Consider the following 12,402-nt stretch of genomic DNA (forward strand, 5'->3'; position numbering starts at 1 on the left):
ACCCCACACAACAGCAAGACACCAGGAACGCTGACATGAGCAACGAAGCCACCCAGGCATGGCCCGCGGGCTACCGGATCAACCCTTGCGCCGCCGGCCCCGCGCCAGACATCGTCGCGGCCTTCCGGGAAATGCCGGTGGCCGCAATTGGCGATGCCATGAGCCGCAACATCGGCACCATCGGCCTGCGCCCGTATCACAGCCGCCCCGACACCGTGCTGTGCGGGCCGGCCGTGACCGTGCGCGTGCGCCCGGGCGACAACCTGATGATTCACAAGGCGCTGATGATGGTCCGCCCCGGCGATGTGCTGGTGATCGACGGCGGTGGCGACATCACGCAGGCACTGGTTGGCGGCCTGATGCGCACCACGTGCGTGGCCAAGCAGCTCGGCGGGCTGGTGATCGATGGCGCCGTGCGCGACGTGCTGGAGTGGGCCGAAGGCGGCATGCCCATCTTCGCGCGCGGCCACACCCACCGCGGCCCGAGCAAGGACGGCCCCGGCGAGGTCAACGTGCCGGTGTCATGCGCCAGCATGGCCGTGATGCCAGGCGACCTGATCGTGGGCGACGCGGACGGCGTGATCGCGGTGCCGGCAGCCGAAGCCGCTGACGTCCTGCAGCGCACCCGCGCCCACCTGCTGAAGGAAGCAAAGATCCGCGCCGACAACGCCGCCGGCACCTCGGACCCCGAGCGCTTCGATGCCGCGCTGCGTGCCAAGGGACTGCCGGTCTGAATCCGGCAGGGCGCGCCCGCAGGGATACCTAGAAAAACAGGAGACAAGACATGCAACGACGCCATTTCCTCCAGGCCAGCGCCGCCATGACGCTAGTCGCCACGGGCCTTGCCCAAGCGCAAGGCCCGTGGCCACAAAAGCCGATCCGCCTCGTCGTGCCCTTCCCGCCGGGCGGAGGCACCGACACCACCTCGCGCCTGATCGCCGAGAAGCTGACCCTGAGCGACCAGTGGACGCTGGTAATCGACAACAAGCCAGGCGCGGGCGGCAACATCGGCCTGGACGCGGTAGCCAAGTCCGCGCCGGACGGCTACACCATCGGCATGGGCCAGGCCGCCAACCTGGCGATCAACCCCGCGCTGTACCCGAAGATGCCGTTCGATCCGTTGAAGGATTTCACGCCCGTTGCCGGCGTGGCGGAGCAGCCCGTGGTGCTGGTGGTGCGCCAGGATTCCCCGCTGCGCACGCTGGCCGACTTCATCAAGGCAGCCAAGGCGCGCGACGGCGACATGGGCATCGCGCAGGCCGGCAACGGCACCGTGGGCCACCTGGCCGGCGAGATGCTGGCGCGGCGCGCGCTTGTGCGGGTGCTGCAGGTGCCGTACAAGGGCGCCGGCCCGGCCATGACCGACCTGCTCGGCGGGCAGGTGGACGCCTACTTTGGCAACGCCGTCTCCGTCATGCCGCAGCTATCCGCCGGCAAGATCCGCGCGCTGGCGGTGACCTCGGCCAAGCGCCTTTCCTCGCTGCCATCCGTGCCAACGGTGGCCGAGCAAGGATTCGCCGGTTTCGAAGCCGCCACCTGGCTGGGCCTGGTCGGCCCCGCCGGCCTGCCGGCCGACATCACCGCACGCCTCAGCGCGGCGACCATCAAGGTGCTGGCGCGCCCGGACGTGCAGCAAAAGCTGGCGCAGGAAGGCAGCGTGCCCACGCCCCAGACCTCGCCGCAATTTGCCGCCCACATCCGCGCCGAACACGCCAAATGGGGCGCGCTGATCCGCGAGGCGCAGATCAAGCTGAGCTGACAGCCCCAACCTGCAGGTATGTGAACCGCCGAGTTCTTGCGAGCGCCCGCCCTCTCCCCCGGCCCCTCTCCCACAAGTGGGAGAGGGGAGCCAACCAGCGGGACCAGAAACGACACGGTCAGACAAACGATTCGGTTCGGCCGTGTTTCCCGCCCCAAGGGGCGGGAAACACCCACGGCGATGCGAAGCGAGCCGTGGAGGTTCACCAAGGCCGTATGGGGCGCCTCGGGATTCGGCGAAAAGAGCGGAAAAGAGGGACCCATGTCTGAGTATCGCCTTAAGGCGATGCGAGTTTGGGTCCCGGCCGCTCTTTTCGTCGAAGCCCGAGGAGGTAGTCGCCCCATCCGGTGTACGAATCAACCACATGGGTAACAAGCGCCTTTTTTGCCTACTTTTTTGGCAAGACAAAAAAGTAGGTCGCTGCCCCGCAGGGGTGGTGAAACTGCAGCTGCCTTTGACTTAAAGCAGTTGCAGTTACAACCAACAACCCAATCCCCCATCAACCAGAACCAAACCAAAATGGAACAAGTTGACTGCGCCGTCATCGGCGCCGGCGTCACCGGCCTAGCCATCGCCCGCACCCTCTCCGCCGCCGGCCGCGAAGTCATCATCCTCGAAGCCGAAAACACCTTCGGCACCCACACCAGCGCCCGCAACTCAGAAGTCATCCATGCAGGCATCTCGTACGCCCCGGGATCGCTAAAGGGCAAGCTCTGCGTAGCCGGCAAGCAAGCGCTATACGCCTACTGCGCCGAACGCGGCATCGGCCACCAACGCATCGGCAAGCTGATCGTGGCGGTGCAAGAGGCCGCCATTCCCGAGTTGCACAAGTACGTGCAGCTCGGCGCCGCCCAAGGCGTCACCGACCTGCGCCTCATCGGCGCCGACGAGGCCCGCGACCTGGAACCCGAGGTGGCATGCGCGGGCGCGCTGCTGTCGCCCTCCACCGGCATCGTCGACAGCCACGGCCTGATGCTGGCCTACCTGGGCGACGCGCAGCGCCACGGCGCGGCGCTGGCGCTGAACAGCCCCGTGCTGGCGGGACGGCCAACGCCGGACGGCATCGTACTGCAGGTGGGCGGGGCAGAGCCGATGGAGTTGCTGTGCGGCACCGTGATCAACGCCGCCGGCCTCGGCGCGCAGCGCGTGGCCGCGGCCATCGCCGGCATGCCTGCCGGCAAGATCCCGCCGCTTTACTACGCCATCGGCCACTACTTCACGCTCTGCCGCCCCTCGCCCTTTCGCCGCCTGGTCTATCCCACCGGCCGCGAAGGCGCGCTGCGCGCGCACGTTACGCTGGACCTGGGCGGGCAGTGCAAGTTCGGCCCCGACCTGGACTGGCGCGACGGCGTGGACTACAGCTTCGACGCATCGCGCGAAGCCGTGTTCTACCAGGCTGTGCGCCGCTACTACCCCGCCCTGCGCGACGGCGACCTGCAGCCCGGCTACACCGGCATCCGCCCACGCCTGGCGGGCCCGGGCTCGTCGATGCACAACAGTGCAACCGACTTCATCGTGCAAGACGCGAGCGAGCACGGGATTCCCGGCCTGATCAACCTGTTTGGCATCGAGTCGCCCGGGCTGACGGCATCGCTGGCGATGGGTGAATACGTGGGTGAGCGCGTGGCGGCGCTGGCGCACTGATTACAAACATATCGCCGGCCCTCATCGAAGCGGCAGGCGATCGGGAAGGTCAGTCCATCTTGATGCCCAGGGGCGCGAGCTGTTTCCGGTATTGCTGTATCTCGCTAGACAAGTAGCTGCTGAACTGCACTGGCGTGGACAGCACCAGCTGGCCGCCCGACGTCTTCAAGAAGGCCTGGTACTCGGGACGTTGCGCAGCAACCGCCACCTCGTGCTGTAGCTCAGCGGCAGCCTGCTGTGACAGGCCAGCCGGCGCAAGCAGGCCGGACCAGGCAGGAATGTCGACGTCCCTGATGCCGAGTTCGCGTAGCGTAGGGACCGCAGGCATTTCCTTGACACGCTGCGCGCTTGAAATCGCGAGCGCGCGTGCCTTGCCCTCCTGGATCAACGGAGCGGCCAGGGACGACGCCATGAATGTGTAGTCGACGTGGCCACCCAGGATGTCGCTGATCGGCGAAGCTTTGTAGGGCACGTGCAATACCTTGATGCCCTCCGAGCGTGCAAACAGCTCGCCAATCAAGTGGGTGGTGTTGCCAGTGCCCCAGGATGCATAGCTCACCGTGCCCGGCCGTGCGTGCGCGTCCTTGATCAACTGCCTCAGGTCCTTATACGGCGAGTCCGTGCGCACAAGAACCACGAACCCTGGTGCGGTGGTCAGCAGCGTGATCGGCGTGAAGTCGCGTAGAGAGTCATAGGGCAGCTTCGTGTACAAGACAGCATTGGTCGAATGTCCGCCTGTTGTGAAAAGCAGCACGCTGCCATCTGGCTTGGCGCGCGCAACTTCGGCCGTGCCGATCAGGCCACCAGCCCCGGGCTTGTTCTCGACGAAATATTGCCGCTTGGTGGTTCGCCGGAGGTTCTCGGCGAGCATGCGCGCACTGGCGTCCAGCGCGTTTCCGGCAGGAAACGGCACAACGATGCGAACCACATCCGGGCTCGGCTGGGCGCTCGCCGCTGAAACCACAAGCGCGGTCGCCACAAGTCCAATGCGGCACAGGGAATGGCGTTTCAGGCGTTTCATTCTGTCTCCTTCTCGTTGATATGGCTAAGTTGGAGGGCTCTTGATGGCCCTGTGGTGGTGAAAAATTGGGATGTGCAACAATTGCAGACGATCTGAAAACTCGCTGCCATGACTACCAGTAAGAAGACCACCCCCAAAACCTCACCTGCCTCAACCCCGGCCAGGCCCGCCCCGGCCACCGAAGCGCGCCCAGCAGCGGACGGTCAGCGCATCAAGCAGAAACGCCTGGAGCGCGGTTGGTCGGTGCGGCATCTTGCGGCCCATAGCGGGCTTGCCATCTCCACCATCTCGAAGATCGAAAACAACAAGATGGTGCCGACGGTGGAAGTGTTCTCAAAACTGCTCGCGGCGCTGCAGACCAACCCCGGTGACTGGTTCTTCGAGGCCGATGCCGAGAGTGCGAAGCCCTTCGTCAAGCTGGTACGAGCCGGAAGCCAGGTCGGCATCGAGCATCCCGCGGTCCACCGGGACATCCTTCTCGGCGGCGCGGAGCACGGCAACATCGTGATCATGCGGCAGGTGTATCGCCCTCATGCCTCGGAGCTCCAGCAGATGGGCCATGTTGGCAACGAGCTGATCTACGTCATTCGTGGCGGCCTGGAGATCAGCATCCGGGGCCGCAAGAAGCTGCTGTTGAATCCGGGTGATTCGTTGCATTTTTCCAGCTCGCTCCCACACCGCTACGAGGCAGCCGGAGACGAGGAATGCGAAGCGCTGATGGTCTGGTGGAAGCAAGACTGAATTCCAGTGGTGGTGCTGCGTTGGTGCTTTGACGAAGCTGTAGACACCTTCGCGGTAAAGGTCGCGGCGACAGCCTAGGCAAGGCCGTTGCAAGCGAGGCCTTGCCAACGACAGTTTCCTATAGGAAACTACGGTTAGCAGCAGGTGTTTCGATTTTTCATCTTCAACAAGATGATTCACGTGCACGCTAGCAACGCATTCCCCCGGGAAGGCACCGGGCCGCCTGTTGCTTGACCAGACTCCCCTCGCATGCAACGCGGGGGCTCTCGCCACCACCAACCCACCCGGCACAATGAAACTATCTATCGATCACTCGTACCATTTCGAGCTTCTTCGCATTCTTGGCCACGCCTACTATGGAGGCTCGGATGTGCAGGAAGTCCTTCAGATTGCGGGCCGCCTGACGCCGGGCGACGATGAAGGCTGGTACGAGGCCTGGAACACTCTGGCAGAAAGGCTCAAGGCGACTGCGGACGAAGCGCAGGAAAAAGGGCATCTGAAGAGCGCGTCGCAGACGTATCTGCGCGCGGCGATGTACTTCATGATCGCGGACTTCTATCTGCATGCGAACACGGACGATCCCCGCATCCTGGCGTCGGGCCGCGCCAGCCGCTCCGCGTTCACAGCCGCGATTCCCGGCCTGGATTTCGAGGTCACGCGCGTAGAGATTCCCTATGAAGGCGCGTGGCTGCCCGGCTATGTCGTCAAGAAGAAGGGTACGCCGGCCGGCAAGCGCCCGACACTCATCTGCCACTCGGGATTCGACGGAAACAAGGAAGAACTGGTGGTGTTTCCCGGCATGGCCGCGGCTGAGCGCGGATACACGGTCGTGGCATTCGACGGACCGGGCCAGGGCGAGGTGGTGCGCGAGACCCGGCGCGCGTTCCGTCCCGACTGGGACAAGGTCGTTTCCCCGGTGATCGACTTCGCGCTCACGCGCGCGGACGTCGACCCCTCCCGTATCGCGCTGCTCGGCATCAGCCTCGGGGGCGTGCTCGCCCCCATCGCCGCAGCCAAGGATCACCGGATCCGGGCGCTGGTTGCCAATGGCGGGCTCTACAGCTTCCACGACGTCGTATCCGCTCGCTTCCCGGAAGCCGTGCCTGCCAACCGCGAACGCTTCGACCAGGCCGTGAACGCTGCCATCAAGACGGATACGATGTCCCGATGGGCAGTCAACCACGGCAAGCTGGTATTCGGCGTGGACAACGCCTTTGACTACGTCAACAGCACGAAGCCCTATGTGGCTGCCGATGCCGCCCAGGTACGGGCGACCACCCTGGTGATCGATTCTGAGCAGGAGGGATTCTTCGAAGGGCAACCGCAGAAACTGTACGACGCGCTGACTTGCGAGAAGACGCTGATGCGCTTCCCGTCGTCGGAGGCCGTCGGTGAGCATTGCCAGGCAGGTGCGGAAGCCGCGGGGGGGCGGAAGATCTTCGATTGGCTCGATGAAGCCATGGACGTGAAGTCCCTGAAGCCCTGAGCTTGACAAGATGACGGAGGCTGCCGGTCGGGCAGCCTCCCGATCAGAACTTGTGCCGGATACCAACGCCGAAAGCGGTCCCGCTGCCCAGGTGGCTCAACTTGTCGTAGAGCACGTTGGCATACAGGTCGCTTCGCTTGGAGAGGAAGTAGTCATAGCCAAACCCAAGATCGCTGCGCCGGATAGTGGCAACGCCGTCGGCTCTGATGACAGTCCGCACTGCGGATGCCATGAATTTTCCATTTCCGTAGGGCACGGTCATCCCAACCTGTACCGTATCGGTCTTGACGCTGTCCCCGCTGTTTCGCGTGCTGTCGTATTGAACAAACGCCTTGAGGAAGTTGAAGTCGTAGGAGACGGCAGCAGCCATTGCGGTCTGTGCCCAGCTCTTTGCAAGAAAGCCAGCGCCCACGCGCGTGCGCTGGATCGCGAAGGTCGCGCCCCAGGGCGCCTTGTCGTATAGCAGCATGGCAACGGCATTGTTGCTGGAGTTGGTCCCGGCCACCTCCCCCAGTCCATAGACGAAGCGGCCAGACAGGCCGTTGATCTCGGGAGTGTAGTAGCCGACCGCATTGCTCCAGCCGGTGTCCGCTGCGAAATAGCGGCCATACGATGGTGTCCAGAGTACATTGAGCAAAGGGGAAAACTTGGTCGAACCGCCAAAGGGGTCGAAGAGCGCGGTAGCGAGGAACATCGGGTTAGCCAGCCGGCCGGTGCGTATCTCGCCCACTTTGCTTTCCATGCCGACGTAGGCATTGCGTGCGAACAGCGCGTCGCCCGCGGCGCGTCCGCCGGCGCCGGTATCCGCGAGAAAGTAGGACTCGATCCGGAAGTTGACTGTCAGGTCGTTGCCGAGGTCTTCACTGCCGGCAAAGCCCCAAAAGGACGTCGTCATGCCACCACTTTGGACGCCGAGCACGGATTTCGGATCGCCGCTGGCCTTGCTGCTGCCAAGGAAGGTGTCGACGGCGCCGTAAAGCTGGGCGCCTGCGGCATGCGCCGCCCCCTGGGATCCCAGGAGTATCGGGAGTAGTGCGAGGATTCGTCTGCTTCGTTTTTGCGTTATTTTTTTTATCATGATTCTCCTCCATTGTTACCAGTCAAGGCATGTTGTGATCATTTAAATAATTGATGTCTTATCTCGTGATGGAAAATTTGGTGAAAATCCTCCCTTGCCGATGCGTGGATCGGAATTGTTGTTTCGATACGGAATAGGTTTCGAACGAGGAAGCGTTCAGGTATCCGCTGGACGCGGAGGAGACATCCTCAGTGTCCAGCGATGTGGCGGCTAACAACCGAGTGTGTTCACAAACCAGATCAGCGCCGGGCTTCCGATTGACGGTCTTCCAGGAATCGGCTTCGCCAGAAGATCAGGGGAGACGCCGATTCTTCGTGGAACTCAACGACGCGGCCCACAAACATGATGTGGTCTCCGAGGTAGAGACTATGCTCGCGTCGGCAGTGGAACCAAGCCATGGACTCGTCGAGGACGATGCCCCCGCCGTCGAGCCTGCGTTTTGCAACGCCGTCGAACCTGTTCTCCGTCGGCTTTGCGAACCGCTGCGCGAGGCTGGCCTGTCGGTGGCTGAGCACGTTGACGGTGAAGCAATCGGCGGCCTGGAAAGCACTGCGATATCTCGAATCGACAAACAGGCTCCACGCTAGCAGCGGCGGGCTCATGGATAAGGAGCTGAATGAATTGACGGTAAGGCCCACCAGCGTGGCATCGGGCGCTGTGGTGGTGACGATGGTGACGCCCGTGGCAAATGCGGAGAAGGCCATCCGCAACCGCTTGGCTTCTTCCGCGGAAGGCTTGCTTTGCGCGGCATCCTCGCCCGGCGCCGATTGTTGGCATTGGACGTTTGACGACATGGAGGTTCTTTGTCTCATAGTCACAGCATGGGATTCGTGACTTGCCCCCCCAGGGCATGCTGGCCAAACGCGCTACCGGCCACATCAAAGGCAAAGTTCACATGAGACTGAATAGCATGCGCGTCCCGGAAACAACGTTGCAGCGGACTGTTTTCATAGAGTCCGTTGGCCCCGGTCATGGAGAAAATGGTATCGACTGCCTGCGTGCACAGTTGCGCGCAGAACGCCGCGTTCTTGCGGTACTTCAGCTTCGCGTGCAGGTCAGGAACCTGGCCGCCACGGGCGATCGCCATGACCTCGGCCGCGTCCGCCCGCAACAGCGTGCGGGCTGCGTCGATTTGCGCCGAGGCGGAGGCGACCTTGATCTGCACGGCCTGGAAATCGCTGATCTTGGCCGCCGTGTAGTGCGTCTTGCGGCTTCGGTTGCTCTCCAGGAAGATCTCGAGCGCCGCTTGCGCGTTGCCAAGGGCGGGGCCGGCAAGGGTGTGCCCACCCAATGCCACAAGGGGAAGCCGGAACAGCGGTCCCGGATTCGCCGCAGACGCGGGATGTTCGCCGCCACGGATGTCGGCCATGCAAAGAGCGCGGTGCATGGGGACAAAGATCTCATTGCAAACGACCTGCTTGCTGCCGGTGCCTTTCAGGCCGGCCGCGAACCAGTTGTCGACGACCTCGTAGTCGCGCTTGTGCACAAGGCACAGTCGGTGATCGGTAGGCGGCGCATCGGGAGCACTCCTGATGGTGACGGCCAGCATGTTCCATTCGCTTGCGTCGACGCCGCTGGAGAATGGCCAGCTGCCGGAGATGACGAAGCCGCCGTCCACCTTTTTGCCGCGTCCCGCCGGGAACGCAAGGGCCGAGGCAATCAGGTGATCCGGCGACGCGCCCCAGACATCCTCTTGCGCTTGTTGCGGGTAGAGCGAAAGCAGGAAGTGATGCGAGCCAAGGTTCGCCACGTTCCAGGCTGTCGACGGGCACCCGCGTGCGATTTCGGCGGAGATGTCGATGATCGCGACGTAGTCCAGTTCCATGCCGCCGCGGGACTGCGGCTGATGGTAACGAAACAGCCCTAGCTGATGCAGATCTCGCAACGTTTCGGGCAAGGGAACCCGGGCGGCTTCACACGCCGGGGCGCGCTCTCTAAGCGTGGCGACCAGGGAGCTGGCGCGCTGCATAGCTTCATCAGCGTTGACCATGGAGAAGTTGGAGGGAACTTCGGCGCGCATGTTCATGTTGGCTTCGAGTAGTGAGGGTTGACTGGGGGTTTATTGGTTCGGGAAATTGAGCTCGATCGAGACGCCATCGGGATCGGAGATAAAGATCTGTTCAAGGCCGGATTGGGGCAGGCTGCGCCGGCGCATAGAGATCGAAAGGCGTGTGAACCGCTCTTCAAACTCCACGAGCCCGGAGGCGAAGAAAGCAATATGGTCCACCGCACCGCCCCCGGTCGGAGACGCTCCGGGCTTACGGTCGAAGTAGGCCAGCAGTTGCTCGTCATCGCTGGCGCAGGCCAGATGCACGCAGACGTGGGATCCGATGGCAAGCCAGTACCCGGGGAATGGCGCCCATGGACGATGGCCCTCGCGCATGCCAAGGGCGTCGACATAGAAGCGACGCGACGCCTCGATATCTTTTGCGATAACCAGAAAGTGATTGAGGTCCGTCAGTGGCATTTTGGATAACTCAGGATGATTTCGTGAAATAGATGGAACTTATAGTGAATGCGATTTAGTTTATTGAAATCGCATATTTTTTTGACTGATATTTATTATCGTTGCATAACCCTGCGGTTATTTCACATCGGGAACTTGAATCATGACAACGTCTGGTCGTCTTCAGCACAGTTTGGCCACCCGGCTCAGATTCCGGCATCTGACCTTGCTGCTTGCACTGGAGAAGCAGCGCTCTGTCTCGCGCGTCGCGGCTGAGATGAACCTGTCGCAGCCGGCTGTGACAAAGGCGCTTCACGAAGTCGAGGAGATATTCCTGGCGCCGCTGTTCATTCGCGCGCGGCGAGGGCTGGAGCCAACCGCGACCGGGGCGGCCGTGCTGGCCCACGCGCGCCTGGTGATGGCGGATACGGAGGCGCTGGGACACGAGCTGACCGCCATTGAGGCAGGCCTGCAAGGACGGCTACGTCTTGGTGTGATCCCGTACGTGTCCACTGCGGTGTTGGATGCGGTCTGCGCCCACTGCCTGGGGCAGACACCCGCAGTATCCGTGCTGGTGCATGAGGGGACGACTGACGAACTTGTGGCAGCGTTGCGCGCGCATGAGCTCGACTGCGCCATTGCGCGTATCTACTGCTCTCCCGGTGAAGATATCGTGCAAACGCAGCTCTATGCCGAGGAGCCCACGATTGTTGTGCATGCGGCGGCGGCTCGGCGCTTGAACGCGTCGGCTCTGAACTGGGCGCAACTGGCGGGATTAGATTGGATCCTTCCCCCGAACCACACGCCAATCCGGCGCACGATCGATACGCTGTTCGCAACGGCCGGCGCGGCTCCGCCGGTCGCGATCGTGGAAACGTTCTCGATCAAGACAATGGCCGCACTACTGCGCATGCGGCCGCGGGCAATCACCATCGTGCCGCGTGGCGTGGCAGAAGAACTGGTCGCACTAGGCAGTGCCATGCTACCTCACGCGCTGCAGTGGGATTTGCCTGCCGTGGGAGCAATCTGGCTACGCCGCGCGGAGCATAGGGGGGCGCTGGAGGGATTGGTTCTCGCTCTGCGTGCGGCAGTAACCTAGCCAGGGCTGCCCAGGAAGCATGCACGCAAGCGCGCATGCAACACGCTCAGGCAGGCCGCGCCCCATCAAACGCATCCTGCAGCAACTGCCGGATCGCCGCCCTCTCCAGCGGGCGCGGATTCGGGTACTGGTTCAGCAAGGCAAGCTCGCAAGCACGATCCAGATCGTAGTCCTGCATGCCGATATCGCGCAGCGCAACCGGTGCGCCATTGTCGCGGGCCAGATCGAACAGCGCTTGTGGCGCGCTGAGCACGCCAAGCGCCGATGCTACCGTGGCGATCGCCTCCGGCGCGGCACTCGCGTTATAGGCCAGCGCATGCGGCAGCACGATGGTGTGCACCTCGGCGTGCGGCAGGTTGAAGCTGCCGCCCAGCGTATGGCACAGCTTGTGATGCAGCGACATGCCAACGTTGGCCAGCACGCTGCCGCACAGCCACGCGCCATACAGCGCGTCGCTGCGCGCGGCCAGCATGTCCGGCGCGCTGCCGCTGGCATGCGCCTGGCGGATGGCGGGAAGCGCACGGCCCAGCGCGGCGATGCCTTCGCGCGCCATGAGGCTGGTGACGGGATTGGCATCGCTCGCGTAGAGCCCTTCGGCGGCGTGCGCGATGGCGTTGATGCCGCTGGTCACGCTCAGCATCAGCGGCAGGCCGAGTGTGAGCTCGGGGTCGTACACCACGGTGCGCGGCAGCACGCGCGCGTCGCGGCCGGTGCGCTTGATGCCGCCTTCGGTCAGGCCGAAGATCGGCGTCATATCGGACCCCGAGTAGGTGGTTGGCACCGCCACGATCGGCAGGCCCGACTCCAGCGCGATAGCCTTGCCCAGCCCGATGGTGGAGCCGCCGCCGATCGCCACCGCGCCATCCGCGCCCAGGCGCGCGGCCTGCTCGCGGGCAGCGCGCGCGGATTCGATCGGCACGTGCATCACGGCACCGTCGAAGACGCCCACGGCACGCTCGCCCAGCAGGTCCGCCACATGCTCGGCCTGGCCGCGCTGGCCTGGCGTGGACAGCACCAGGACGCGACGCGCGCCCAACGCGTCGATCTCGGCGCCGAGCCGGGCCAGCGCGCCGGCGCCAAACACCACGCGCTGCGGATGGCTTTGGTAGACGAAGGATTTCATGATGC

The 12,402-nt window shown here is 63.7% G+C and carries 12 protein-coding genes; 6 read left to right on the top strand and 6 right to left on the bottom strand.

The window, feature by feature from the left end; translation table 11 throughout:
* Positions 1 to 35 precede the first annotated feature (35 nt).
* The 3 genes from AC1RQC_RS17750 to AC1RQC_RS17760 all read left to right on the top strand — a co-directional run bounded on the left by AC1RQC_RS17750 (position 36) and on the right by AC1RQC_RS17760 (position 3,403).
* Complete coding sequence (locus AC1RQC_RS17750) at positions 36 to 734, top strand: RraA family protein (RefSeq protein ID WP_492371843.1); 699 nt, start codon at positions 36 to 38, stop codon at positions 732 to 734.
* 50 nt (positions 735 to 784) lie between these two features.
* Positions 785 to 1,759 (top strand): Bug family tripartite tricarboxylate transporter substrate binding protein, encoded by a 975-nt coding sequence (locus AC1RQC_RS17755; protein ID WP_492884168.1) that lies wholly within the window; start codon positions 785 to 787, stop codon positions 1,757 to 1,759.
* 519 nt (positions 1,760 to 2,278) lie between these two features.
* Positions 2,279 to 3,403 carry an NAD(P)/FAD-dependent oxidoreductase gene (locus AC1RQC_RS17760; RefSeq protein WP_492830648.1) on the top strand — a complete coding sequence of 375 codons (1,125 nt, stop codon included), beginning with the start codon at positions 2,279 to 2,281 and terminating at the stop codon, positions 3,401 to 3,403.
* Between the two features lie 49 nt (positions 3,404 to 3,452).
* Here AC1RQC_RS17760 and AC1RQC_RS17765 read toward each other — a convergent pair whose 3' ends face one another.
* Positions 3,453 to 4,424: a Bug family tripartite tricarboxylate transporter substrate binding protein gene (locus AC1RQC_RS17765; protein WP_492884170.1), complete on the bottom strand. Its 972-nt coding sequence runs from the start codon at positions 4,422 to 4,424 to the stop codon at positions 3,453 to 3,455.
* A 108-nt stretch (positions 4,425 to 4,532) separates the two neighbouring features.
* On the opposite strand from AC1RQC_RS17765, the gene AC1RQC_RS17770 reads away from it, so the two are divergent.
* The gene (locus AC1RQC_RS17770; protein ID WP_492884172.1) at positions 4,533 to 5,165 is read left to right on the top strand and encodes a helix-turn-helix domain-containing protein; all 633 of its coding nucleotides are present in this window, start codon (positions 4,533 to 4,535) and stop codon (positions 5,163 to 5,165) included.
* A 226-nt stretch (positions 5,166 to 5,391) separates the two neighbouring features.
* A complete protein-coding gene (locus AC1RQC_RS17775) occupies positions 5,392 to 6,651 on the top strand; it encodes an alpha/beta hydrolase family protein (protein ID WP_492884174.1) in 1,260 nt (419 codons plus the stop codon).
* Between the two features lie 43 nt (positions 6,652 to 6,694).
* On the opposite strand, the gene AC1RQC_RS17780 is transcribed toward AC1RQC_RS17775, so the two are convergent.
* The 4 genes from AC1RQC_RS17780 to AC1RQC_RS17795 all read right to left on the bottom strand — a co-directional run bounded on the left by AC1RQC_RS17780 (position 6,695) and on the right by AC1RQC_RS17795 (position 10,196).
* Positions 6,695 to 7,729, bottom strand: coding sequence for a porin (locus tag AC1RQC_RS17780; protein ID WP_492370893.1), 1,035 nt, complete (start codon positions 7,727 to 7,729; stop codon positions 6,695 to 6,697).
* 239 nt (positions 7,730 to 7,968) lie between these two features.
* A complete protein-coding gene (locus tag AC1RQC_RS17785) occupies positions 7,969 to 8,523 on the bottom strand; it encodes a flavin reductase family protein (protein WP_492370894.1) in 555 nt (184 codons plus the stop codon).
* A 20-nt stretch (positions 8,524 to 8,543) separates the two neighbouring features.
* Positions 8,544 to 9,755 (bottom strand): acyl-CoA dehydrogenase family protein, encoded by a 1,212-nt coding sequence (locus AC1RQC_RS17790; RefSeq protein WP_492884176.1) that lies wholly within the window; start codon positions 9,753 to 9,755, stop codon positions 8,544 to 8,546.
* A 33-nt stretch (positions 9,756 to 9,788) separates the two neighbouring features.
* A complete protein-coding gene (locus AC1RQC_RS17795; protein ID WP_492370896.1) occupies positions 9,789 to 10,196 on the bottom strand; it encodes a VOC family protein in 408 nt (135 codons plus the stop codon).
* 142 nt (positions 10,197 to 10,338) lie between these two features.
* Here AC1RQC_RS17795 and AC1RQC_RS17800 point away from each other — a divergent pair, with 142 nt between their 5' ends.
* The gene (locus AC1RQC_RS17800; protein ID WP_492370897.1) at positions 10,339 to 11,274 is read left to right on the top strand and encodes a LysR family transcriptional regulator; all 936 of its coding nucleotides are present in this window, start codon (positions 10,339 to 10,341) and stop codon (positions 11,272 to 11,274) included.
* Positions 11,275 to 11,320: 46 nt separating this feature from the next.
* On the opposite strand, the gene AC1RQC_RS17805 is transcribed toward AC1RQC_RS17800, so the two are convergent.
* Entirely contained in the window at positions 11,321 to 12,397 is a 1,077-nt protein-coding gene (locus AC1RQC_RS17805; protein ID WP_492884179.1) for a maleylacetate reductase, read from the bottom strand.
* Positions 12,398 to 12,402: the final 5 nt, after the last annotated feature.

It is taken from the genome of Cupriavidus sp. GW822-FHT03E04, assembly GCF_058801495.1.